Origin of the sequence: Foliimonas ilicis (assembly GCF_039939195.1) — a bacterium.
GTDB classification, from domain to species: domain Bacteria; phylum Pseudomonadota; class Alphaproteobacteria; order Rhizobiales; family Rhizobiaceae; genus Foliimonas; species Foliimonas ilicis.
In genome coordinates this window covers 565,084-589,162 of the sequence record NZ_JBDUUH010000001.1, presented here as the reverse complement: position 1 = coordinate 589,162, position 24,079 = coordinate 565,084, and the positions used below count along the sequence as shown (strand labels likewise).

General features: G+C 58.7%; 26 protein-coding genes and 1 tRNA gene. 8 read left to right on the top strand and 19 right to left on the bottom strand.

Going from position 1 to position 24,079, the window contains the following annotated elements:
• Positions 1-102 precede the first annotated feature (102 nt).
• Positions 103-693 (top strand): GntR family transcriptional regulator, encoded by a 591-nt coding sequence (locus ABFT80_RS02890; RefSeq protein ID WP_455189874.1) that lies wholly within the window; start codon positions 103-105, stop codon positions 691-693.
• 38 nt (positions 694-731) lie between these two features.
• Here ABFT80_RS02890 and ABFT80_RS02885 read toward each other — a convergent pair whose 3' ends face one another.
• Positions 732-929, bottom strand: coding sequence for a hypothetical protein (locus ABFT80_RS02885; protein ID WP_347970348.1), 198 nt, complete (start codon positions 927-929; stop codon positions 732-734).
• Between the two features lie 146 nt (positions 930-1,075).
• Positions 1,076-2,572, bottom strand: coding sequence for a CoA-acylating methylmalonate-semialdehyde dehydrogenase (locus tag ABFT80_RS02880; protein ID WP_347970347.1), 1,497 nt, complete (start codon positions 2,570-2,572; stop codon positions 1,076-1,078).
• 315 nt (positions 2,573-2,887) lie between these two features.
• Here ABFT80_RS02880 and ABFT80_RS02875 point away from each other — a divergent pair, with 315 nt between their 5' ends.
• On the top strand, positions 2,888-3,769 hold the full coding sequence (locus ABFT80_RS02875) for a LysR family transcriptional regulator (RefSeq protein ID WP_347970346.1): 882 nt from the start codon (positions 2,888-2,890) through the stop codon (positions 3,767-3,769).
• A gap of 1 nt (position 3,770) precedes the next feature.
• Here ABFT80_RS02875 and ABFT80_RS02870 read toward each other — a convergent pair whose 3' ends face one another.
• The 10 genes from ABFT80_RS02870 to rsfS all read right to left on the bottom strand — a co-directional run bounded on the left by ABFT80_RS02870 (position 3,771) and on the right by rsfS (position 13,228).
• A complete protein-coding gene (locus ABFT80_RS02870) occupies positions 3,771-5,024 on the bottom strand; it encodes a D-amino acid dehydrogenase (RefSeq protein WP_347970345.1) in 1,254 nt (417 codons plus the stop codon).
• 172 nt (positions 5,025-5,196) lie between these two features.
• Positions 5,197-5,751 carry a nucleoside-diphosphate kinase gene (locus ABFT80_RS02865; protein ID WP_347970344.1) on the bottom strand — a complete coding sequence of 185 codons (555 nt, stop codon included), beginning with the start codon at positions 5,749-5,751 and terminating at the stop codon, positions 5,197-5,199.
• Positions 5,752-5,811: 60 nt separating this feature from the next.
• On the bottom strand, positions 5,812-6,216 hold the full coding sequence (gene rnk / locus ABFT80_RS02860; protein ID WP_347970343.1) for a nucleoside diphosphate kinase regulator: 405 nt from the start codon (positions 6,214-6,216) through the stop codon (positions 5,812-5,814).
• A gap of 297 nt (positions 6,217-6,513) precedes the next feature.
• Entirely contained in the window at positions 6,514-7,644 is a 1,131-nt protein-coding gene (gene alr, locus ABFT80_RS02855) for an alanine racemase (protein WP_347970342.1), read from the bottom strand.
• Between the two features lie 92 nt (positions 7,645-7,736).
• A complete protein-coding gene (locus ABFT80_RS02850) occupies positions 7,737-8,255 on the bottom strand; it encodes an RNA pyrophosphohydrolase (protein WP_347970341.1) in 519 nt (172 codons plus the stop codon).
• A 4-nt stretch (positions 8,256-8,259) separates the two neighbouring features.
• The gene (locus ABFT80_RS02845; RefSeq protein WP_347970340.1) at positions 8,260-9,420 is read right to left on the bottom strand and encodes a divergent polysaccharide deacetylase family protein; all 1,161 of its coding nucleotides are present in this window, start codon (positions 9,418-9,420) and stop codon (positions 8,260-8,262) included.
• Positions 9,421-9,546: 126 nt separating this feature from the next.
• Positions 9,547-10,875, bottom strand: coding sequence for a S41 family peptidase (locus ABFT80_RS02840; RefSeq protein ID WP_347970339.1), 1,329 nt, complete (start codon positions 10,873-10,875; stop codon positions 9,547-9,549).
• Positions 10,865-12,208, bottom strand: coding sequence for a murein hydrolase activator EnvC family protein (locus ABFT80_RS02835; protein ID WP_347970338.1), 1,344 nt, complete (start codon positions 12,206-12,208; stop codon positions 10,865-10,867). The genes ABFT80_RS02840 and ABFT80_RS02835 overlap by 11 nt, the downstream gene beginning before the upstream one ends.
• Before the next feature lie 143 nt (positions 12,209-12,351).
• Entirely contained in the window at positions 12,352-12,828 is a 477-nt protein-coding gene (gene rlmH / locus ABFT80_RS02830; protein WP_347970337.1) for a 23S rRNA (pseudouridine(1915)-N(3))-methyltransferase RlmH, read from the bottom strand.
• Between the two features lie 22 nt (positions 12,829-12,850).
• Positions 12,851-13,228 carry a ribosome silencing factor gene (gene rsfS, locus ABFT80_RS02825; protein WP_347970336.1) on the bottom strand — a complete coding sequence of 126 codons (378 nt, stop codon included), beginning with the start codon at positions 13,226-13,228 and terminating at the stop codon, positions 12,851-12,853.
• Positions 13,229-13,484: 256 nt separating this feature from the next.
• Here rsfS and ABFT80_RS02820 point away from each other — a divergent pair, with 256 nt between their 5' ends.
• Positions 13,485-14,351 carry a mechanosensitive ion channel family protein gene (locus ABFT80_RS02820; protein ID WP_347970335.1) on the top strand — a complete coding sequence of 289 codons (867 nt, stop codon included), beginning with the start codon at positions 13,485-13,487 and terminating at the stop codon, positions 14,349-14,351.
• Here the strand turns inward: ABFT80_RS02820 and ABFT80_RS02815 are convergent.
• The 4 genes from ABFT80_RS02815 to obgE are packed head-to-tail and all read right to left on the bottom strand — an operon-like array spanning position 14,323 to position 18,465.
• Positions 14,323-14,913: a nicotinate-nucleotide adenylyltransferase gene (locus ABFT80_RS02815; protein WP_347970821.1), complete on the bottom strand. Its 591-nt coding sequence runs from the start codon at positions 14,911-14,913 to the stop codon at positions 14,323-14,325. The two genes, ABFT80_RS02820 and ABFT80_RS02815, sit on opposite strands and share 29 nt — an antisense overlap.
• A gap of 57 nt (positions 14,914-14,970) precedes the next feature.
• Positions 14,971-16,257: a glutamate-5-semialdehyde dehydrogenase gene (locus tag ABFT80_RS02810; protein ID WP_347970334.1), complete on the bottom strand. Its 1,287-nt coding sequence runs from the start codon at positions 16,255-16,257 to the stop codon at positions 14,971-14,973.
• Between the two features lie 3 nt (positions 16,258-16,260).
• Complete coding sequence (gene proB, locus ABFT80_RS02805) at positions 16,261-17,406, bottom strand: glutamate 5-kinase (protein WP_347970333.1); 1,146 nt, start codon at positions 17,404-17,406, stop codon at positions 16,261-16,263.
• Between the two features lie 27 nt (positions 17,407-17,433).
• Entirely contained in the window at positions 17,434-18,465 is a 1,032-nt protein-coding gene (gene obgE / locus ABFT80_RS02800) for a GTPase ObgE (protein ID WP_347970332.1), read from the bottom strand.
• A gap of 110 nt (positions 18,466-18,575) precedes the next feature.
• On the opposite strand from obgE, the gene ABFT80_RS02795 reads away from it, so the two are divergent.
• Positions 18,576-19,436: an endonuclease/exonuclease/phosphatase family protein gene (locus ABFT80_RS02795; RefSeq protein ID WP_347970331.1), complete on the top strand. Its 861-nt coding sequence runs from the start codon at positions 18,576-18,578 to the stop codon at positions 19,434-19,436.
• Between the two features lie 40 nt (positions 19,437-19,476).
• Here ABFT80_RS02795 and ABFT80_RS02790 read toward each other — a convergent pair whose 3' ends face one another.
• The 3 genes from ABFT80_RS02790 to ABFT80_RS02780 form a co-directional block, all read right to left on the bottom strand.
• Positions 19,477-20,067 carry a GNAT family N-acetyltransferase gene (locus ABFT80_RS02790; RefSeq protein WP_347970330.1) on the bottom strand — a complete coding sequence of 197 codons (591 nt, stop codon included), beginning with the start codon at positions 20,065-20,067 and terminating at the stop codon, positions 19,477-19,479.
• Positions 20,068-20,187: 120 nt separating this feature from the next.
• Positions 20,188-20,457, bottom strand: coding sequence for a 50S ribosomal protein L27 (gene rpmA / locus ABFT80_RS02785; RefSeq protein WP_347970329.1), 270 nt, complete (start codon positions 20,455-20,457; stop codon positions 20,188-20,190).
• 24 nt (positions 20,458-20,481) lie between these two features.
• Positions 20,482-21,150: a 50S ribosomal protein L21 gene (locus ABFT80_RS02780; protein WP_347970328.1), complete on the bottom strand. Its 669-nt coding sequence runs from the start codon at positions 21,148-21,150 to the stop codon at positions 20,482-20,484.
• Positions 21,151-21,409: 259 nt separating this feature from the next.
• On the opposite strand from ABFT80_RS02780, the gene ABFT80_RS02775 reads away from it, so the two are divergent.
• From ABFT80_RS02775 to ABFT80_RS02760, 4 genes are all read left to right on the top strand, one after another.
• A tRNA-Ser gene (locus tag ABFT80_RS02775) sits at positions 21,410-21,499 on the top strand.
• Between the two features lie 240 nt (positions 21,500-21,739).
• The gene (locus ABFT80_RS02770) at positions 21,740-22,336 is read left to right on the top strand and encodes an isochorismatase family protein (protein WP_347970327.1); all 597 of its coding nucleotides are present in this window, start codon (positions 21,740-21,742) and stop codon (positions 22,334-22,336) included.
• Positions 22,337-22,505: 169 nt separating this feature from the next.
• Positions 22,506-23,690, top strand: coding sequence for a hypothetical protein (locus tag ABFT80_RS02765; protein ID WP_347970326.1), 1,185 nt, complete (start codon positions 22,506-22,508; stop codon positions 23,688-23,690).
• Between the two features lie 110 nt (positions 23,691-23,800).
• Positions 23,801-24,052, top strand: a complete 252-nt coding sequence (locus tag ABFT80_RS02760; protein WP_347970325.1) for a GlsB/YeaQ/YmgE family stress response membrane protein — start codon at positions 23,801-23,803, stop codon at positions 24,050-24,052.
• Positions 24,053-24,079: the final 27 nt, after the last annotated feature.

Below are 24,079 nucleotides of genomic sequence, written 5' to 3'. Positions count from 1 at the left end.
CTGGAAAGGCCTACGCATTTGGACGATTCGCAGCAGAACGAAACCGCACTTCAAGAGGCCTCAGAGCCGGTTGCGGCAAAAGCATATCGTTTGCTGGAAAGGATGATCGTCACGCTTGAACTGGCGCCCGGCAGCCTGACCACGGAAGGTGCCTTATTGGAGCGCCTCTCGCTCGGTCGCACGCCTGTTCGCGAGGCAATCCAGCGGCTGGCATGGGAAGGGCTCGTTACGGTTCGCCCGCGCGCCGGTCTGGAAATCGCACCGCTTCACGCTTCGGACTGGCTGCGCGTACTGGACGCAAGGCGCGGCGTCGAGGTTGTGCTGGCGCGCTCCGCGGCGCGCTTCCTGACTGACGATCTGATCAATGATTTCCAGCAATCGGCGGTCGTCATGCACGAAGCGGTCGTCAAGAACGACGTTCTGGAGTTTCTGGCGGCGGATAAATCACTGGATGAAGCAATGTCGCGCGCCGCCGACAATCCATTCGCCACGCGCCTTGCAGCACCATTGCAGACCCACAGCCGCCGTTTCTGGTTCCGTTTTCAAAGCGGAACAGGCCTTGCGGAGTCCGCAGGTATACACGTCGCGCTCATTCGCGCGATTTTGAACCGCGACGAAGAGACTGCAGGCACGGAGGCCGACAGGCTGATGGCGCTTCTAAGATTGCGCGCGCAAGCCGCCGCAATGCGCTAGAAGCGCCGTTCCAAAATACCTGCCCAGACGTTCCGGGTCTAATTCGCCGTCTTTGTTTCTTTTTTCACGGTTTGAGCCGCGGCATCTGCCGGGACAGAGGCCTGATCCGTCTGGATGCTTGCGGTTTTCGTTTCGCTATCTACCGAGGCCGAAACCTTGGAGTGATAATTGCACTCGGCTGAGGCGGCCGAAATCGAAAGGCCAAGGGCTGCGGCGATTGCAAGTACATACTTCATCGTCTGCTCCTTTTTGTCGTGACGAAAAAGACTAACCCGCAACGCCGAAGACACGAAATCACGCTTAGGTGAGCCGCCTTTCATCTGATGGAAACGAAAAAAGCGCGGTTTTCACCGCGCTTTTTCTTAATTCCTGCCTGTGAAGCCTAGTTCATTGTCGGAATGACGAACTCTGCTCCATCCTTGATGCCGCTCGGCCAGCGCGACGTGACCGTCTTGGTCTTCGTGTAGAAGCGGAATGCATCCGGGCCATGCTGGTTCAGATCGCCGAAGGACGAGCCTTTCCAGCCACCGAACGTGTAATAGGCAATCGGAACCGGGATCGGAACGTTGATACCGACCATGCCGACCTGAACGCGGCTGGCAAAATCGCGCGCTGCATCGCCATCACGCGTGAAGATCGCGACGCCATTGCCATATTCGTGCTCGTTCGCGAGTTTGATGGCATTCTCGTAAGTCGGTGCGCGGATAACGGAGAGAACCGGGCCGAAGATCTCTTCCTTATAGATGCGCATGTCGGCGGTGACATTGTCGAACAGGCAGCCGCCCATATAGAAGCCGTTCTCATAGCCCTGCATCTTGAAGCCACGGCCATCGACGACGAGCTTCGCGCCTTCCTTGACGCCAATATCGACATAGCCTTTGACGCGTTCCAGCGCTTCGCGCGTCACCAACGGACCGAAATCGGCAGACGAATCCGTCGAAGGACCGACTTTCAGGCTTTCAATGCGCGGAATGAGTTTTTCGACCAGCCTGTCGGCTGTCTCCTGCCCGACCGGAACGGCGACCGAAACCGCCATGCAACGCTCGCCAGCCGAACCGAAGCCCGCGCCGATCAGCGCATCTACGGTCTGGTCCATATCGGCATCCGGCATGATGATGGCGTGGTTCTTCGCGCCGCCAAAGCACTGGACACGCTTGCCGTTCGCGCAGCCACGCGAATAGATGTACTGCGCAATCGGTGTCGAACCAACGAAGCCGATCGCCTTAACGTCCGGATGGTCGAGGATCGCATCGACAACTTCCTTGTCGCCATTGACGACATTCAGCACGCCAGCCGGAAGGCCAGCTTCAAGGAAGAGTTCCGCAATGCGCATCGGTACGCCCGGATCACGCTCCGAAGGCTTAAGGATGTAGGTGTTGCCGCAGGCGATTGCCGGTGCGATTTTCCAAAGCGGGATCATGGCTGGGAAGTTGAAAGGCGTGATACCGGCCACGACGCCAAGCGCTTGGCGCATGGAAAACGTGTCGATGCCGGGGCCTGCGCCATCGGTGAATTCGCCCTTGAGCATATGCGGCGCGCCGATGCAGACCTCGACCACTTCGAGGCCGCGCTGGATGTCGCCCTTTGCGTCGGCAATCGTCTTGCCATGCTCGCGCGCCAGAAGCTCGGCAAGTGAGTCATATTCCTTATGGACGAGTTCGAGGAACTTCATGAGGACACGCACGCGGCGCTGCGGGTTGGTTGCCGACCATGCCGGAAACGCAGCTTTTGCGTTTGCAACTGCCGCATCCAGTTCGCTGCGCGAAGCCAGCGCCACCTTGCCGCGAACCGTGCCATCCATAGGCTGCAGCACATCCTGGCTGCGCCCGCTGGTACCAGCGACATTCTTGCCGCCGATGAAATGTCCGTAATCGACCATGATTTCTCTCCCTTGATTGGTTGAGCGCATTCAACTGCTTCGAGGCTCGCATTGCAACGCCAGCGGAAAAGCATCCGTTGTGCGTAAAATAATGCGCGAGAGGGCGTTGAATATGAAATGACGCAAATGCTAGCTTGCCAGTCACGTGATCAAGGACACCTCGATGCAGGATGCACCCCCCTCTGGGCTGCCGCCCATCTTCCCCTCAAGGGGGGAGATCAGCAGTTTTGACGTTGGCGATTGGCTAATCTCCCCCCTTGAGGGGAAGATGGGCGGCAGCCCAGAGGGGGGTGCAAACCACCTCACAAACCAACAATGAACTGGGACGACGCCCGCATCTTTCTAGCCGTAGCGCGTGCTGGCCAAATTCTGGGCGCAGCGCGAAGGCTGGGCCTGAACCATGCCACCGTTTCCCGACGGGTAGCCGCACTTGAAGACGCCCTGAAGGCAAAACTTTTCCGCCGCCTGACCACCGGCAGCGAACTAACCCCCGCCGGAGAGCGCTTTCTGGAAATCGCTGAGCGCATGGAAGCAGACATGATTGCGGCGCGGGCGGAGATCGCCAGCGAAGGCGACGATCTTTCTGGCACCGTGCGTATAGGCGCGCCGGATGGTTTCGGCGTTGCGTTCCTTGCCTCGCGCCTCGGCGCCTTGACCGCGCTTCACCCGGACCTTGCAATTCAGCTCGTGCCGGTGCCGCGCAGCTTTTCGCTGTCGCGCCGTGAGGCGGACATCGCAATCACCACCGAACGCCCGACCGAGGGACGGCTCGTGGCAGGCAAGCTGGTCGATTATACGCTCGGCCTTTTTGCATCGCGCTCCTATCTGGAAGCGCACGGAAACCCGCAAACGCCAGCCGAACTAAGCGCGCACAGGCTGGTCGGCTATGTGCCGGACCTCGTGGTTGGCCCATCACTCGACTATGCGGGAGAATTCAGTGCCGAATGGAGCGCAGGCTTTTCCATCTCTTCCGCGCTCGGACAGGTCGAGGCGGTGCGTTCAGGCGCAGGCATCGGCATTCTGCATTCGTTTATCGCGCGCGCCGTGCCGGACATCGTGCCGGTAAACGCCGCACCACCGATAAAGCGTGCCTATTGGCTGGTTTATCATGAATCCATGCGGCCACTGCGCCGCATTCAGGCAGTGGCCGAGTTCATCACCAAACTCGTCGAAAAAGAGCGCGGACTCTTCGTCTGACTTAGCCGTACCGTGTAATCGACAAGTCCTTGACGTCGATATCCGGCGTCTTGTCCGAAATAATATCCGCCAGAACCCGGCCGGAACCGCAGGACATCGTCCAGCCAAGTGTGCCGTGACCGGTATTGAGATAGAGATTGGAATAACGGGTCTTGCCGATGATTGGCGGACCGTCCGGCGTCATCGGGCGCAGGCCGGACCAGAAAGTCGCTTCCGAAATCGGCCCGCCAGAGCCGAACAGATCGCCGACCGAAAATTCGAGCGTCGCGCGCCGTGCGGGATCAAGCTTGAGATCGTAGCCCGAAATTTCAGCCGTCCCGCCCACCCTGATGCGATTGCCGAGCCGGGTGATCGCCACCTTGTAGCTTTCATCCATGACCGTCGAAACGGGTGCACCGTCAGGATTGGTGATCGGCACGGTGATCGAATAGCCTTTCACCGGATAGACCGGGATCGAAATATCGATCGGGCGCAGCAGGATCGGCGAAAAGCTGCCGAGCGCGACGACATAGGCATCCGCGGTAACGAGCCCTGAATCGGTCAGAACTCCGGTTATTTTGCCGCATTCCGAGACGATCTTCTCGATATTCACGCCGAAACGGAAGGAAACGCCCCGCTCCGTCGCCATGGATGCGAGCCTTTCGGTGAACATCTGGCAATCGCCGGTTTCATCGCCCGGCAGACGCAAGCCGCCTTTGATCTTGTCGCGGACGTTTGCGAGCGCCGGTTCTGCCGCGATGCAGCCTGCGGGATCGAGCACTTCATAAGGCACGCCGAATTGCTTCAGCACCTCGATGTCGTCGCCCGTTCCATCAACTTGGCTCTGCGTGCGGAAAAGCTGCAACGTTCCCTGCGCGCGGTCATCATAGGAGATGCCGGTCGCCTCACGCAGCGCGCGCAGGCAGTCGCGGCTATATTCGGCAATCGGCACCATGCGCGCCTTGTTGACCGCATAGCGCGCCGACGTGCAGTTGCGCAGCATCTGGAGAACCCAGGACCACATGGCCGGATCGAAATTGGGTTTCAGCACCAACGGTCCATGGCGCATGAGCAGCCATTTGATCGCCTTGAGCGGAACTCCAGGCCCGGCCCAAGGCGCAGAATAGCCCGGCGAAACCTCGCCCGCATTTGCGAAGCTGGTTTCCAGCGCCGGGCCGCTTTGACGGTCGATGATCTCGACCTCATGCCCGGCCTCGGCCAGATAATAGGCAGTCGTGACGCCGATCACGCCGCTTCCGAGCACAAGAACTTTCATTGAAGGTAGTCTCCGTCCTGCAAGTGTAGTTCGGATGTATCGAGATTCAGATTAGGACTTGCCGAAAATGGTGGTTTTCGAGAACCGGAGCGGAGCGTACATTGGTACGTGAGCACCGGAAGCGCAGAAAACCGTCATTTGCAGGCAGTCATCATTTGAATCTCGTTACATCCTAAGCCGCCGATGGACCCGGCCCCTCATCGTCATAACCTCGCGCAGCATTCGGCTGCAAGCCAGTGTTGAGGACAGGCCCGTCCGAACTATAGACCAGACGCGGGAATCCAGGCCTCGACCTGGCATTCGCCGCCATGGCGGCCTTGCCTTTCAGCATGCCGCGCTTGGCCGCTTCAGGCTGATAGAGAACCCGTTCCAAATGCACGGTTTCGAGACTTCCATCGGAGCGTTCTATGGTCGCCGCCTGTCCCGGCGAAAGACCGAGCAGTGCGATACCAAGCGGCGTCGCGAGCGGAATTGTCATTCCGACCAGCGCACGCAATTCGCCCTGAACGACGATGCGCGTCTGCGCAACGCCGCCGTCAACGTTGAACAGAACGCGGCTATTCAGTGTAACGACGTCAGGGTGGACCTCGTCGCGCAAAACCACGCGCGCGCTGGCAAGCTTTTCACGCAGCATCGGCGCGATCGGTTCGCCGAGAGCCGAACTGCGCTCATGCATCACTTCGAGTATCGCGTGATCCTTGCTCGTCAATTCGCAAAAATTCATCATGATTCGCCTCCGACAACGGGATCAGGCGGCGGCAGGCAATGACGGATAAATCCTCTCGCGTCACGCATTCTGGTTCACCTCGATAATCTCGACGCTCAGCCTCTTGCCGTTGCGCGCTGTCCAGGTGACGGCTTGGCCTTCGGAAAGCCCGATCAGCGCCGTTCCCAACGGAGTGAGGATCGACACCTTGCCCTGCTCGATATCCGCCTCGCCCGGATAGACGAGCGTGATGTGCTTCACCTCGCCGTCATCGGCCTTGTAGGCGACCTTCGATCCCATCTGCACCGTATTGGCAGGAATACGCTCTGCAGGCGCAATGCGAGCGCGCTCCATCTCCGACAGCAATTCTTCCGCAAGCTCAGGCAATCGGCCCAATGCCGCATTGGCAATGCCGGTCAGGCGCGGATGGTCGATTGTGCTGACGACGATCTTGTGGGCGCGGCGCTCTTTCAGATTTTCGCGCATTTTTAAAAACCTCTATTGGTCTGCGACGGCGCGCCGAAGGCAGCGACCGTCAGCCGCAAAAGCGGCAATTGTTCACGAACGCCTGCGACCTGCCGGTCGAGCTGGCGTTGTTCAGATCATGCGTTTGAAGGTGCCCCTGAAGACAGACGGCGCATAGCGTCCGCCTCCGGGGCTATGATCCCGCGATGGGGCAGACCCGGAAGACGATTGTGCGGTTGGTGTACGCAGTCTTCCTCATAGGGAGAGGGTCGTAGAACCGCCGGTCTTTGTCAAGGACAGGATCGACGCAGCATCGTGTCATGAGCCGGCATAGATGCGGTGGAAACGATGGGCCAGACTCGTAAGTATCTCGTAGCCGATCGTACCGGCCGCCGCCGCAACATCATCCACGCTTTGATGCGGGCCGATCAGCTCGACCAGATCACCCGGTTTGAGCGCATTTTCAGGCAGCCCCGAAATGTCCAGAATGATGCTGTCCATCGAAACACGCCCGGCAAACGGCAGTTCGATATCGTTAAACCACGCACTCATGACGGCGTTTCTGCGCCACCCATCTGCATAGCCAAGCGAAATCGTAGCAAGCCGGAGCGGCGCCCTGCTGCGGAATGTGTGGCCATATCCGACGCCGATATCCGCCTCCACAACCCGCGTCTGAATGACTTTCGCCTCCAGCTTCACCACGGCTCGCATCGGATTGGGCTTTCCGGGCGTCGGATTGATGCCGTAGAGCGCCGCACCGGGGCGCGCGAGATCGAAATGGAAATCGGGTCCAAGAAATATGCCGGATGAATTCGCAAGCGATGCGGGAGCGTTCGGCAACAGCTTGCGCAGCAATTCGAACGCTGTCCTCTGCGCTTCATTGGCGGGATGATCCGGCTCATCCGCGCAGGCAAGATGGCTCATGACGAGCGAAACATCGATACCCTGAAGCAATGATGGATCAAGGGCGATCGCCTCGACTTCATCCGGCGACATACCGAGCCGCGACATGCCGCTGTCGACCTGAATAGCGGCTGCAAGCGACGCGCCGCGACGCTGCGCCTCAGTCCGCCATGCATCGAGTTGCGCGCGGCTGTTGAGCACGGCGCGGAGATTTGCATCGACACAGGCAGCTTCGGCGCCGGGAGATACGCCATTCAGAATGTAGATGACAGGCTGTTGGCCAAGCGCATCGCGCAATGCGAAACCCTCGTTGACATGGGCCACGAAGAATGTGTCGCAGCCTTCGGCAAGCAAGGCGCGCGCGACCTCTCCAGTACCGAGGCCGTAGCCGTCCGCCTTGACGACCGCAGCGCAGGACTTGCCGCCGAGACGGGTTTTGAGCGTCCGGTAATTCGCGCGTATCGCACCAAGATCGGCTGTCAGGACCGCACCGGCTTGCACCAGCCCGGCTGACACCTCGCCGGTCCTGTTCAAATTGCGGTTCATTTTAAAAGCACTTCCAACATCCCCTATCCGTAGTTCGGGAACGGAAAGAACTCAACGCCGATCGTCGCCCTTTGCATTGCGCCAGACTGTGGCTATTGCGCCAGATGCCGGAACGCCGCGACCACCTCGTCATAGACCTTGCGTTTAAACGGCACGATCAAGTCGGGAAGCTCGGACATGGGTTTCCACGCCCATTGGTCGAACTCGGCCTCGTGACCGCCGGGCGGCGGATCGATGGCGATTTCGCTTTCATCGCCCTCGAAGCGGAAGGCGAACCAGCGCTGCGTCTGGCCGCGATATTTGCCCTTGAGCGCGATGCCCAGAAGATGCGGTGGAAGATCGTAATTAATCCAATTCGGTGCCTCGGCGAGCAGGGAAACGGACTTCATGCCGGTTTCCTCGTAAAGCTCGCGATAGGCGGCAGGCAGCGGGTCTTCGCCCTTGTCGATGCCGCCTTGCGGCATCTGCCAAAGCTGCGTCGCACCCGTCATCTCGCCGTCTTTGACGTGAATGCGCCGGCCCGCCCATACCAGCCCTTCGCTGTTCAGCACCATGACGCCAACGCATGGCCGGTATGGCAAATCCTCAGGCGCGACCGTCTTTTTCGTCATCAGTTCATCCTTTTTCGGGGTCCGCTGCCAGCGCGGAAACCGGCACGATTTCAATGCCCCGCCGGCGTGCTTCCGCGGCCCATGAAACCACCGCATCGACCGTCATGTCGAAGGCGGAGCCGGTTCCGATGGCAAATCCCTTTGCACGCGCAATGCGCTCCAGCTCGTCGAGCTTGCTCATGATCGCGCTCCGGTCTCGCACCGCATCGATCGAATTGTCACCGGAAGCGAAAGGCACGCTGTTTTCAAGCGCCAATGCAGGCGCAAGACTGCGTGCCGAAGAGCCGTCATCGAGATAGAGAAGGCCGCGCTTGCCAAGCTCCGCCATAACCGGCCCGAAGGCTCCGGCATCGGTCGAGAACCGCGCACCCATATAGTTCATGACGCCGGTGTAATTGGTCGTACGTGAAAGCGTCCAGCGCAGGTTTTTGAGGTTTTCCTCGGTACCGCCGTCAACCGTCAGCGTGTTGCGGCCTGGCGTGACGTTCGGATAGTCGAATGGCTCAAGCGGCAATTGCATGACGATTTCATGCCCTTTTTGCCGTGCTGCCTGCATCCACCGGCCGATGCTGTTGCCTTGCGGCGCGAAGGCCAGCGTGATCTCTGGCGGAAGCTTCTCGATTGCCGATTGGGTTCCCGTCTGGGAAAGACCGAGACCGCCGAGCACGATCGTAATGCGTGCACCGCGCGCGCCGGACCATGGCCTCGCATAAACATCGAACGGGCGGCGTCCATCCATTGCGCGAACAGGCAGGGGACCGGCATCCGTCTGTTCGATCAAATCCTTGTCGGGCAGATGCGCGACACGCGGATTCTGGCCAACGGCAGACGGATCGCGGATGACCACGACGCCCTCGCCGGAATTCTGATCTGGATTGACGCGGATGATCGCCGGGCCGTCCGGCCTCGACGCGGCAGAAACCTGCGGCGCAGGTTGAACAGGCGTGCTTACCGCAGCGACTTCGGGCGTAGTAACGACAGCGACCGGCGGAGAGCGGAATGGCTTTTCTCGAAAAGCAATTGTGGCAGAACCGGCAAAGACCGCCAGCGCCATGAGGCTCAACGTAATGTTGAGCGGACCGAATTTTACCCGGCCACCTGTCAGCTTTTTACCGGATTTCGGCTGCCCAAGCGGACGGTCGATGTCTTTTTGCGCTTGCGACAAGCCGCACCCTCTACCGGCGGGAGATGCTTTTTACGGCAAATTCCGCCGGGCTTAGACCCGGCGGATACGCTTGACCGTGAGGTTCGCCGGCTGGCCCCCGAATGCCCGGAGCCGACGTAAAGCCTCTTACTGGTTGTTCATTACAGCCTTGTCCGGATTCGGCGGGAACGCCGGATCGGTCTTCTCGCCACGCAGCAGTTCGAGTGCGTAGTTGAGCTGAATGTCGTCCTTGGCTTCCGGCGGTACATAAGCCGCTGAACCCGAGCCCGTATCTTCCTCTTCGGCGCCCTTGATGTGGCCCTTGAGGTCGGATTCGCCGCGGCTCACGTCGCGACCCTGAAGTTCAGGCGGCAATGGCTGGTCGACCTTGATGTCAGGCGTGATGCCCTTGCCCTGGATCGACTTGCCGGACGGCGTGTAATAGAGCGCCGTGGTCAGACGCAGCGCACCGTTTTCCGCAAGCGGAATGATGGTCTGCACCGAACCCTTGCCGAAGGACTGCGTGCCGACGACCGTCGCGCGGCGATGATCCTGCAGCGCACCTGCCACGATTTCCGAAGCACTGGCCGAACCGCCATTGATGAGAACGACGAGCGGCTTGCCATCGGTCAGATCGCCGGGGCGTGAATCGAAGCGTGTAATGTCCTTCGGATCGCGGCCGCGGGTCGAAACGATCTCGCCACGATCAAGGAACGTGTCGGAAACGCTGACTGCCTGATCGAGAAGACCGCCCGGATTGAGACGCAGATCCAGCACATAGCCCTTGAGCTTGTCAGCCGGAATATCCTTCTTCATCTCGTTGATCGCGGCTTGCAGATCATCGAACGTCTTTTCGGTGAAGGAATTGATCTTCATGTAGCCGACGTCGTTTTCGACCCGGTACCTGACCGCCTTGACCTTGATGATGTCACGCACGACCGTCAGCTCGATCGGCTTGTCCGCGCCTTCGCGCAGGATGGTCAGCTTGATCGGCGTATTGACGAGACCGCGCATCTTTTCGACAGCGTCGTTCAGCGTCATGCCGCGAACTTCGTCGCCGTCGATCTTGGAAATGAAATCGCCGGCAAGAACGCCAGCCTTGGCTGCAGGCGTATCATCCATCGGGCTGATGACCTTGACCAGCTCGTTTTCCATCGTGACTTCGATACCGAGGCCGCCGAATTCGCCCTTGGTCTGGACGCGCATATCTTTGGCAGCATCCGGATTGAGGTAGGAAGAATGGGGATCAAGCGATGTCAGCATGCCGTTGATGGCATTCTCGACAAGCGACTTCTCATCAGGCGGCGTGACATACTGGCCCCGCACGCGCTCGAAGATATCGCCGAAAATGGCAAGCTGCCTGTAGGTTTCCGCCCCTGCCGCATTGGCGGTCGAGCCCGGCGAACCATAGACGAGGCTCATTGCAGATGCGCCCATGAGCGCGCCAGCAAACAGAAGCGATAATTTACGTATCATTCCCGGTCCTTCCAGAAAGACGCTCCGCCCACCACGGGGTCGGATCGACGGGTTTTCCATCTTTGCGGAACTCAACATAGAGCTCCGGTGCGCTCGTTTCACTTGCCGCAGCCGAGGTGCTCGCCACCCTGGCCTCCCCCATCGCGCCTATCGGTTCGCCTGAAAGAACGGCCTGACCCGACGCAACACTGATTCTGGTCATCCCCGCCAGAACTATATGATAGCCGTCACCTGCGTTCAGGATCAAGAGTTGTCCGTAAGATCGGAACGGCCCCGCATAAAGAATAGTGCCGTCAGCCGGCGCCGTCACGATTGCGCCGGATTGTGTCGCAAGCATGTCGCCCTGCATCACACCGCCGTTACCGTCTTTCGCTCCGAAACGCTGCTTCACACGGCCCGGAACAGGCAAGGAAACCTGCGCTTTAAGTGCCGAGAACGGTGTGGAAACGAGGCTATTCGCATTGGGAAGTGCAGCCAGCGCATCTTCGCGCTTTTGACGATCGGTTTCAGCCTTCAAAGCGGCTTCCTGCGCCTTGCGGTCGTCTTCCGCCTGCTTTTCGAACGAGGCGATCAACTCTTGCAGGCTTCCGGCGCGCGCGGCCAGCTCTTCGGAGCGGCGCTGCTCTTCGGCAAGTGCCGTCTCGGTCTCGCCCTGCAGCTTCAGCTTTTCTTCCTGCAGCAATTCGAGCTTTTTCTTCTCTGCCGCCTGCTCCTCGACTGAGCTTACGAGACGTGCTCGCTCTGTTTCGATAGACGCGACAATGCGCGACCGCTCTTTCAGATCGGTCAAAAGAATTTTGGTCTCGGAGCGAAGTTCCGGCACCACGGCTCCCAGCAGAATAGCACTTCGCACGGATGACAGCGCATCTTCCGGCTTCACGAGAATTGCCGGCGGCGGATTGAGCCCCATGCGCTGCAAAGCACCCAGAACCTCCGCCAATACGCCCCGGCGCTCGTTCAGCGAAAGCCGGATCGCTTCTTCCTGCTCTTTCAGGCCTTCCAGCTTTCCGCCGATGTCATCGATGTCCTGCGAAAGCTTCTTTTCGGTCTTGGCGGACTGGATGAGAGCGGCGGTGATCGTCGCATGGTCCTTGCGGATCGCGGCAATATCCGTTTCCATTTCTTCCATACGCTCGGCAGAAAGGCTTACTTCGCGCGAAATGCGCTCATATTCGGAACGGCTGTCTTCGACGGAAGCAGGAGTAGCCTCCTGCGCATGCAAAGCAGGTATGGCAGCAACCAGAAACAACGCGGCAAACCAGCCACGCAAGGGGCCTTTCAGACCCTGTTTCAGTGTTGGAGCGAGAAACATATTCGCCTTCGTGCCGCTCATTGGCCGCTTGTTGTTTGCAGAGACATTAGCGACGGGTTCGTTAACGAACCATCAACCATAAATCGCAGCCACCGTCATTATGACCCTCAGCCACAGCTTTCGCGTGTCAATTTGGCGAAATTCCGTTTGGTCTTCGAGAGTTTCTAGCTTCGATGGTAGGGGTGGCCGGAAAGTATCGTCGTTGCCCGGTAAAGCTGCTCGGCCAAAAGCACCCGCACGATCTGGTGCGGCCACGTCAACGCACCGAAAGACAGAACGAAATCAGCCTGCTGGCGCAGTGCCGCGTCGTGCCCATCGGGTCCGCCGATTGCAATCGTCAGCCCGCGCGCGCCCTGATCGCAAAGCGCACCCAGCCTGCCTGCAAAATCTTCCGAGGAAATATTCTTGCCGCGTTCATCGAGAAGCCAAAGCACCGAACCCGGTGCGGCCTGAAGCTTTGCGGCTTCATCGCGCTTGCGCTCATCGGCATCGCGGGCGCGGCTTTCGGCAATCTCCACCACGCCGGTAAAGTCGAGCCCTACCGACGCACCGCTTTTGCCGAGCCTATCGAAATACCGGTCCGCAAGTTCCCTTTCGGGGCCCGCTTTCATACGGCCCACGGCATGTATCGATAGTCTCATATCCGCGTCTTAAAAGAGCGGTTCAGTGAACCGTCTCTTCCTCCAGATCCGGTGCCTGCCACATCTTTTCGAGATTGTAGAAGTCGCGGACTTCAGGACGGAAAACGTGGACGATTATGTCACCGGCATCGATCAGAACCCAGTCAGCGCCGGTTAGACCCTCAACCCGTGCTTTGCCCAGGCCAGCTTCGCTGAGCGCAGTCAGGAGATGATCTGCCACAGCCGCGACATGGCGGTGCGAACGACCAGAAGCCACGACCATATAATCGCCGAGGCTGGATTTCTTCTGGATGTCGATTGAGACAATATTTTCTGCCTTGGAGTCTTCGAGACTGGCAAGGACAGTGTTCAAGGCGCGGGTAATGGCTTCACTTTCGCCTATCCCGGCCGGTGAAGGCAATGGTTCTGCCTTCTTCCGCAGTGCTGTTCTCAGCGTCTTTCCTTTCGAAACAGGAACAACTGTATCATCGCAGGATTACGATGATGGTTTATAGATAGGCAGAGTCGGGCAACAGTTTCAAGACGCAACAGCCCTCAACCTTTGATGCAGCCGCCCTTTTGCGTTATTCCCTTCGCCATCACCCATCATCAATTCGAACAGGAACGCATCAAAGCCTGATGGCTTGTACCTTTTAATACTGCACAAGGAGATTGTTTTGGAACTCGACCCGCAGACCGCGATAACCACCCTACAGGTCGGAATCGGCCAGATAAGCGCATTGGCCGTCACCTATTTCTTCTCCGTTCTGGGTGCGATTCTGCTTCTTTGTGCAGGTTATTTCGTTGCCGGAATGATCCAGCGCGCCGTATTTGCCGGATTGAGCCGTATTCGCGGTTTCGATTCCACGCTTTGCCATTTCTTCTCGAAAATCGCGCGCTACGCGGTGCTCGTTCTCGTCGTCGTCATGGTTCTCGGCCAGTTCGGTGTCCAGACGGCGTCGATCATTGCCGCGATCGGCGCAATCGGTCTGGCCGTCGGCCTGGCGCTTCAGGGAACGCTGCAGAACATTGCTGCAGGCATCATGCTTCTGGCCCTGCGCCCGTTTCGTATCGGCGAATATGTCGAAGTGGGCGGTGTTTCTGGAACTATTGAAGAAATCGGCCTGTTCGCAACCACACTACGCGCCTTGGACGGCGTCTATATCCTCGCGCCCAATTCCAATCTCTGGAACCAGCCGGTGATCAACTACACAAGAAACGGTGTGCGTCGGAACGACATCATCATGCGTGTCGGCTTCAGCGAAGACGTGGACATCGCGCAGAAAACACTACTCGAAATCGCGACGAGCGACGAGCGCGTCTATAAAGACCCTGCGCCGGACACCTATGTCGCCGAGTTAAGTGAAAGCGCCGTCATTGTAACGCTTCGCTACTGGACCTCCGGCGCGGACTTCTGGACGACGAAACTGGACCTGACCAAGAAGGCCAAGACGACATTCGATGCGCGCGGCATTTCCATACCGCTTCCGCATCACGAAGTGACCTATCGCAATGTTACTGAGCCTCTGCCTGCAGGCGAATAGCAGTCGATGAAAGCGATGAGCGCGGGCCGTGAATGAAGGTCCACGCCGGCGCCTTCATTCGCGCAAGACGCGGTGCGTCTATCTCGTCGATACGTGCATAATCGAACGTCTTGGCAAGCATCGATGACAGGAAGGCGAGCGTGGCGCCGGGGCGGTCGATCACAGCAATGGGGAAAGTCATCGCGATCTGCCGCCAGCTTTGCCAGCGATGAAAGTCGCGCAGATTGTCGGCTCCCATGATCCAGACGAATTCGACGCCCGGATTGCGCGCCTTGATCAGCGCGAGCGTATCGGCGGTGAAGCGCACATTATAACTCGCCTCGAACGCCGTGACCTTGATCCGCGGATCTTTTGCGATCCCTTCCGATAATTTGAGACGCCTGGAAAGGGGTGCCAGTTCGCGCGTGCTCTTCAGCGGATTTCCGGGCGTGACCATCCACCAGAGCTGATCGAGCGCCAGTCTGCGCAAAGCGATTTCCGCGACCAGCGAATGCCCCGCATGCGCCGGATTGAACGACCCGCCGAACAGGCCGACCTGCATGCCTTTTTCGACATGCGGCATGCGCAGATGCCGCACAGCCACATCGTCAAATGATGATCCGGGATGCTTGCTCAATTCTCAAGGCCGCGTCTGGCCTGAGCCGCGAACGCGATATTTGAACGAGGTCAATTGCTCCACCCCGACCGGACCGCGCGCATGCATCTTGCCGGTCGCGATGCCGATTTCGCCGCCCATGCCGAACTCGCCGCCATCAGCGAATTGCGTCGAGGCGTTGTGCAGCAGGATTGCCGAGTCGATCTCGTTGAAGAACTTCTCGACCGCGCCCGCATCCTCGGCGACGATCGCCTCCGTGTGATGCGAGGAGTGCGTTTCGATATGTTCTATCGCGCCTTCCACACCATCGACGAGCTTCACCGAAATGATCGCATCGAGATATTCGGTCGTCCAATCAGCGTCCGTTGCAGGCACTGAATCGGCAAAGAGCTTCTGCACTTCGGCATCGGCTCGCACCTCACAGCCCGCCTTGCGAAGCGCCGTCAGGATCGGCTCGACATGCGTCGCAGCGACTGCCCTGTCGATCAGCAATGTTTCGGCAGACCCGCAGATACCGGTGCGGCGCATCTTGGCATTGACCGCAATCGACACGGCCATATCGAGCTTCGCCGATTTGTCGATGTAGAGATGGCAGATGCCTTCGAGATGAGCGAAAACCGGCACCCGCGCTTCCGATTGTACACGGCCCACAAGACCCTTGCCGCCACGCGGCACGATCACGTCCAGATTGCCGGACAGGCCCTTCAGCATCTCGCCAACGGCGGCGCGGTCAGTGGTCGGGACATATTGAATTGCGGCTTCGGGCAGGTCGGCCGATTTCAGGCCCTCGACTAGACATTCGTAAATCGCCGCTGAGGAATTCACCGAATCCGAACCGCCACGCAAAATGACCGGATTGCCCGCCTTGAGGCAAAGCGCACCGGCATCCGCCGTGACATTCGGGCGGCTCTCATAAATCACGCCGATAACGCCGAGCGGCGTGCGCACGCGCTCTATATGAAGTCCGTTCGGCCTGTCCCACTCCGCGATCACATCGCCAACCGGATCGCGCAATTCGGCAATCGCGCGAACACCGTCTGCCATGTCGCGAATACGGTCCGGCGTCAGCTTCAATCGATCCATCAACGCGCTGGTGAGACCGGCTTCCTCGCCATTTTGCATGTCGATCGCGTTGGCGGCGAGTATCTCGTCCTGCTTTGCAATAATTGCCTGCGCCATGCCGACGAGGGCCGCATGCTTGCGCTCTGCCGATGCGATGGCCAACGGTCGCGCAGCGGCCCGAGCCCGGCGGCCGATTTCGGCCATCAGGGCAATCGTGTCTTCGCGAGCGTCTTCATGCACGGTCAGCATGGTCTATCCTTCGTTTTGCGCCGATTGGGCGGCGCGACTCATAACAAGGTCGTCCCGGTGGATCATTGCGGAGCGCGCTTCATAGCCAAGCACGGTTTCGATCTCCGCAGTCTTCAGTCCAGCAATTCTTACGGCATCGGCGGCATCATAGGCAACAAGCCCTCGCGCCACCTCGCGACCCTCCGGGTCCAGTATCGCCACCGTATCGCCGCGCGAGAAATTGCCGCTGACAAGACGAACGCCCGCCGGCAGCAGCGATTTTCCCGACGACAATGCACGCACCGCACCTGAATCGACGGTCAGCCGGCCCGCAGGCTCCAACTGTCCCGCAATCCAGGTCTTGTAGCCTTTGACCGGATTGCTGCTTGGCTTGAAATAGGTCGAGCGTTCGCCGCGATCAATCGCAGCCAGCGGATTGAGCCGCGTGCCGGAGGTGATAATCATCGCCGCACCCGAAGCGTTGGCGATCTTGCCTGCATCGAGCTTTGTGCGCATGCCGCCGCGCGACAACTCGGAGGCCGCAGCACCTGCCATCGCCTCGATATCCGGCGTTATGCTGTCCACCACGGGGATGAATTTCGCTTGAGGATCGAATGCAGGCGGCGCGGTATAAAGCCCGTCAATATCCGAAAGCAGGATCAGGAGATCGGCGCCCATCATGGTAGCCACGCGGGCCGCCAGCCTGTCATTGTCGCCATAGCGGATTTCGCTCGTTGCGACCGTGTCGTTTTCATTGATGACCGGCACGGCCTTCATCTTGAGCAGTGTGGAAATCGTCGCGCGCGCATTGAGATAGCGGCGGCGCTCTTCCGTGTCGCCAAGCGTCACCAGAATTTGCCCCGATATGATGCCCTTGCGGCCAAGCTCTTCCGACCATGCTCCCGCAAGCGCGATCTGCCCGACAGCCGCCGCCGCCTGACTTTCCTCAAGCTTCAAAGCGCGCTTGCCAAGGCCGAGGATTGTGCGTCCAAGCGCAATTGCACCGGAAGAAACGACAAGAACTTCCGCGCCGGATTCAGCCAGCGCAGCAACGTCGTCAGCCAGCGATGCCAGCCATTCGCGCTTCAACCCGCTCTGCCGATCGACAAGGAGAGCCGACCCGATCTTGACCGTGATGCGCCGATAATTTTTGAGCGAGACGGTGGTCATGACGCACAATATTCCGAAACAGACGAATTACGATTGCCAGCGCGTGTCTTCGACCGGCGCCTCGACACCGCGCGCGCCTTCGATCTCGATCATCAATCCGCGCAAGGCAGCCTCGATGCCTTCGCGCGAAACGGCAGAAAGCAGCAATGGCGCATGCCCGGCCGCACGCTTCAGCGCAGCGGCTTTTTTCTTGCGCTCGTCAGGACCGATCGTATCGACCTGGCTCAATGCCACGATCTCAGGCTTGTCCGTCAGCCCGTGACCATAGGCTTCAAGCTCTCCGCGCACGGTCTTATAGGCCTTCGCGGGATCTTCTTCCTGCGCGGATACAAGATGAAGCAGAACGCGCGTGCGCTCGACATGGCCGAGGAACCTATCACCGATGCCGACGCCTTCATGCGCGCCTTCGATCAGACCCGGAATATCGGCAATCACGAATTCACGCGCATCGATGCGCGCGACGCCGAGGCCGGGATGCAGCGTCGTGAAGGGATAATCGGCAATCTTCGGCTTTGCCGCCGTCACTGCCGCGAGGAATGTAGACTTTCCCGCATTCGGCAACCCGACGAGACCCGCATCGGCGATCAGCTTCAAACGCAGCCAGATAACGCGCTCATCGCCCGGCAGGCCGGGATTTGCGCGGCGCGGCGCCTGATTGGTCGATGTCTTGAAATGCTGGTTGCCAAAACCGCCATTGCCACCGGCAGCGAGACGAAAACGCTGGCCGACTTCCGTCATATCGCAAATCAGCGTCTCATTGTCTTCTTCGTAAATCTGCGTGCCTGCGGGAACCCGCAAAACGACATCGGAGCCTTTGGCGCCGGTACGGTTGCGGCCCATGCCATGAACGCCGGTCTTGGCGCGAAAATGCTGCTGATAGCGATAGTCGATGAGCGTGTTGAGGCCGTTTACGGTCTCTGCCCAGACATCGCCGCCGCGCCCGCCGTCACCGCCATCCGGGCCGCCGAACTCTATGAATTTCTCACGGCGAAACGAAACGGAGCCTGCGCCGCCATCGCCGGATTTTATGTGAACCTTGGCCTGATCGAGAAATTTCATGATTGCCGAACGATCTTTTGTGGATTTCTGCTAAATTCTTTGAGCTCTGCCTTAACCTAAACGACAGGCAAGCGCGAGTGCGGGCTGGGTGGAATATAGGGAGGGTTTCCATGAAATTCGCCACTTACAATGTGCAATACGGCATCGGACGCGACAGAAAATACGATCTCGACCGTATCGCCCGAAGCGTCGAAGGCGCAGATATCATTGCCCTGCAGGAGGTGACACGGAACTTCATGCGCAATGGCGGTGCCGACATGGTTGCCGAATTGGCCGAGCGTCTGGACACCTATTTCCATGTCTTCGGCCCAGCCATGGATATCGATTTCGGAATGTTGAACGACAGCGGCAAGCCGGCAAACAAGCGGCTCCAATTCGGCAACATGATTTTTTCGCGCTGGCCGATCGTGTCGAGCCGCAGCATTCTCCTGCCGCGCACACGTCGCATCAACCGCGCCAACCTTCAGCGCGCCGCACTCGAAGCCCTCGTCATGGCCCCATCCGGTCCGTTTCGCGTCTATTCGGTTCATGTCGATCATGTCAGCCTCGAAGAGCGATCCATACAGATCAAATATCTGAAGGAACGGCTTTATGCCTATCCGATGGAAGGCGGTGCGATCACCGGCTCCGTCGAATATGGATTTCCGGAATTGCCCCGCCCATCCGAATTCGTCGTCATGGGCGATTTCAACATGGTTCAGACCTCCCCTGAATATGTGCTGATGACCGGCGCGATCGATTATGCCGAAGGCCGCCAGATTGTTGCCCATCATCCCGTCGATGTATTCACGCTTGCCGGCGGAGTGCCAGAAGGTTCGACAAGCTGGGTCGATACCAAAAAACCGGAGACGAACCGTCTTATCGACTACGCCTTTGTCGAGGCGAGCCTTGCAGAGCGCGTCGAAAAAGTCTGGATCGACGCGGACGCGGAAGGCTCGGATCATCAACCGGTCTGGTTCGAGATGAAGTGAGCAGCATGCCAGCCACTTACTTCATCCGGTTTGGATGCCGTCACGATCTCGCCCAGGTCCGCAGGCTGACCCACGTCTTGCGATCCAGACGATAGCGCTCGACAGGCACCTGTCCCGCGACGATCGAGTTCAGCATGCCCTGCCCCGCATACTGGAATCCGCATTTGTGGATCACCCGGCGCGACGCCGGATTGATGACGCGGCACGAAGCGTGCAGCACATTCGTACCGGTAACGCGGAACGCCAGATCGACCAGCGCGTGCGCTGCTTCGGTCGCATAGCCCTTTTTCCAGAAAGGCTCACCAATCCAGTAGCCGAGTTCCAGCCCGCGATCCGTCACATTGAGGCCCGCGCAGCCGACGAACGCGCCATTGTCGGCTTTCGTCACCGCATAGGCCGCGCCCGACTGCTTGTTTTGAGACATGGCAACGAACGAACGCGCTTCGGCCTCTCCGTAAGGATGCGGCATACGCGCCAGCATGCCCGCGACATGTCTATTGTCGGCAAGGAATGCGAGATCGGCAATGTCATCCTCGTGCGGGGGACGCAGAACGAGCCTTTCGGTCGTCAGCACCGGCGGGCACTCTATCGTGAACCGTTCATCTTCCGTGTCTTCAGATTCGGCAACCATTTCAATATCCTCCAGGCAAAGAAAAAGGGGAGATGGCGACCCATCTCCCCTGATGCTTTTTCTGGAATTTGCCAGACACCGGTCCCGAGATGGGGCGCCGGTGTCTTGGTGCGGAACCGGCTACTCCGCTGCTTCGCTCATCGGGTTTACCGATACGTAGGTTCGGCCGTTGGCTTTCTTCGTAAACGCAACCGCGCCCTGCTGAAGCGCAAAAAGGGTGTGATCCTTGCCAATGCCTACATTGGTGCCGGGATGCCACTTGGTGCCGCGTTGACGAATGATGATGTTGCCCGGAATGACGCGCTCGCCACCGAACTTCTTCACGCCAAGACGCTTGGATTCTGAATCGCGACCGTTGCGCGACGAACCGCCAGCTTTCTTATGTGCCATAGCTGTTCTCCTTTAGCCTTGTTCTTACTCGCCGTCCGACTTGGCGGCGGCTTCCTGATCGACCTTGGCGCGCGGCGGCTTACCAGCCAGCAGCTCCTTGGCCTGTACGACCCACTCGTCACGCTCGATACGGCCGCCCAGCGACAGATCTTCGTCGAGCTTCGCCGCGTCCTTCTTCTTAAGGTCGGCGACCTGCTTGAGCGAGGTGATGCCTGCTTCCTCGAGCTTCTTCTTGAGGGCCGGACCGACGCCGCTGATCAGCGACACATCGTCATTTTCGACCGATGCGGTTTCTGCCTTCGCAGCAGCCTTGGGAGCTGCCTTCTTTTCTTCCTTCGCAGCGGCCGGCTTTGCAGCGGCCTTCTTCGAGGGCTTTGCACCGTCTGTCAGGATTTCAGAAATCCGGACAGTCGTCAGAAGCTGGCGATGGCCCTGCTTGCGACGCGAATTCTGGCGACGGCGCTTCTTGAAGGCGATGATCGTGCGGGTCTTGCCCTGCAGGACGACTTCTGCGGTGACTACCGCGCCTTCGACGAATGGTGCGCCGATCGTAACGTTTTCGCCCTCGCCATAAGCGAGAACATGGCCGATTTCGACGATGTCGCCGACCTGACCGTCTAGTTTCTCGACCTTGAGCAGGTCGTTGGCGGCTACGCGATACTGCTTGCCGCCCGTTTTAATGACTGCGAACATTTTTTGCCTTTCGCTGTTCTGTCGGCCTTTTTGAATCATCCGAAGATGTTTCGACCGTCTTTTTTTCAGTCTGCGGGTTCAATAAACAATGCTGGCGCGGAGAGACCCCACGCCAGACTGCGCTGTCACTAGACAAAGCCTCCGGTCCTGTCAAGGCAACGGCACAAAGAAGCTATTATAAAGCGCCGAATAGGACTTGTGCATGAGAGATTCAGCCGTTATCTAGTGCGCCGCGCCGCAAGGCGTTCCACGACCCCGCGGAGAGGTGGCAGAGTGGTCGAATGCACCGCACTCGAAATGCGGCATGGGCGCAAGCTCATCGGGGGTTCGAATCCCTCCCTCTCCGCCATTCGCCGATGATTGGCCTCTAAGAGCGCGATCTTCTGGGCTACGCAAATGCCGATGGTAGTTTTGGCTGGACCCGCTCCGGTCGTTTACTGACGCTGCGCAGTAATTCCGCTTCGACTCCCACGGCATCTCCGCTTTGCCTGACTTCACCCGAAAGCCGCTGTCTCAAATGTCCGGGCTTTGATATGTCGCAGAAGTGACCATATCCTCTTTTGCAAGAATAAAGAATTTCGAGACAAGCATGCAGATTTCAGCCCCGACCTCGATCGATGCCGTCGATGCCCTGATCGTCATCGATGTCCAGAATGCTTTTGTTTCGGGACCTGAAGCCGTTCCTGGTCATAAGCTTCTCATTTCCATGATCGGCTTTCTGCTTGAGCAGGCCAGGCTCGCCAAAGCGCCTGTGATCTTCCTTCAAAATGATGGCTCTGTCGGTGCCGCCGATGAGCCATTCCAACCAGGGTGGGCGCTATTCTTTCCGCCGCATCCAAACGAGAAGGTCGTGCGAAAGAAGAAAGATAATGGGTTCGATGGTACGGACCTGCACGCTATCCTTACGGGCCAAGGTATACGAACTGTCGCGATGTGCGGCATGCTTTCGGAAATGTGCGTTGCGGCGACCGCGCGGGCAGCCATCGAGCATGGTTACGGTGTGCTGCTGCCTCACGACGCGCATGCGACCTATGACGTTCCCGCCGGTCCGGGTTCAGAAGGTGTTCCTGCTGCGATGGCGGCGCGAGCGGCTGAATGGTCGCTTGGCGACGAGATCAAGATTTGTGCCTCGGCGCACGAAGTCCGCTTCCTGTCGCCCGCTTCTGAATTGAAGCTAAAAGCCTGAATTCTGCATCTATAGTTCTCGATCTGGTTCCCGCTCGGTTCGGCGCGAACCCAAATGTCGTTCTCGCGCGCATGGCGAATCGAAAGCACCCCGGTTAAAGTTTCCTGTAGGGCGGCTCGCAAGGGACCGGCTCTGGATGGATCATGAGCTTCGACGGAGGGCAAGGCCGGTGAAAAGCACGATATTGCGGGGCCTCGCCGCAGCGTTATTAGCAGTGATATTCAGCGGAAAGTTGCCTGCGGCCGCGCAGGAGGCCGTCCATCCAAATGCGAATTCTGACGATGCTCAGCCCGTCGAGAATGGCTGGGTCCGCAAGACATTCGACTTCGGTTCGGAAGACATCAATTTCCAATCTCTCGTTCCGCCCGGCGCCACGGTGGAAACCGTGGCATTAGGCTCGCCGGACCCAGATACGATCGGCAAGATCAAGATCGTCGGCAAGATTCAACCCGTTGATGGAAACGTTCCTGTTGAGGTGACCATCACGGCTTTCGACCTTGTTGCTCCCGCTGCAGCATCGCGCGTATGTGCCTATGAAATTGAAAGCGCGGGTTACACTTTACGGTCCACGAAGAGCGCGCCCGATCTGTCGGACATGCGCATATTCGCCACAAAATCGGATGGCTCCCGCCCCATGGAGGGCGCTTTCAGCCAATGTTTCACACGCGGCAACAAGGTGCTCGCGCTGCATTTTATCTTCGATGTCAGCAAGACCACAGACCTTGAAGCTGCGGACGCGCTGGTCGCGAAGGCGCAGGACTACGCCAACACAATGCTTTCGCACATTGCTTTCACCGATGGGAAACCAACGGGTTATGGGGCTGGAATGAAGGACGTGCCGATATCGATCGGCACAGAAAAAATGAACCTGAGTGTTCCGAATCTGTGGAACGTCGCCATCAATGATTTCCACGGACCGCTTCCTGCAGAATTGCATCTCGTGCGGCGGAAAGACGAAAAAAGCGTCGGTGCGATCTGGCTCGCCGTTCGGGAAATGAAGGAGCAGCCTGACCTCGATGAATTGGGAAAGACGCTCATTCGTGACTACTTCGTCCTGCAATCCCTTGATGCAAAACCTGCCGTGCCGGTTTCCAGCGGAGACGACCCGGCATTCACCAATTTAGGCGTCGCGGCACGGAATTTTCGCTTTTCCGTCGAAGACAAGTCAAGCGAAGATGCGGGAGACATCCTTGCCACTCTGATCTGGCATGAAGGCCGCCTCTATGTCGTCAGCGTATGGTCGATATGGGCGCCGACCGGCGATCGCAACATCTTCTTCTCACGCCTTCCCGGCCTTACGGCATATGACCTGATTACTGCAACGCTTTCAGAGTCGATTGCGGGTCAGCGGTGACAGAAAGATATTCGGAGGTAACGGCATGCCGCAGCACGTTGCAACCGAACACCTGTAAGCTCGTTATGTGAACGGCGATCACGCCGATTTAACATTAAGAGGGCTTTTCGATGGAAGATGCTGGTATTGGCTGGATCGCAGCAATCATAATCGGCGGCATCGCCGGTTGGCTTGCCGAGATGTTCATGAAGTCGAATATGGGACTTCTGATGAACATTGTGCTCGGTATCGTCGGCGCAATTATTGCGAACGCCATTCTCGGTCTGATCGGCATTTCTCTGGGCGGCTGGATCGGCTATCTGATCACCGGGTTCATCGGTGCCTGCATCATCATTGCCGTCGCCAGAGCCATTCGAAGATAGGCTGGCCGAATTCGAAAAAGCATCAAG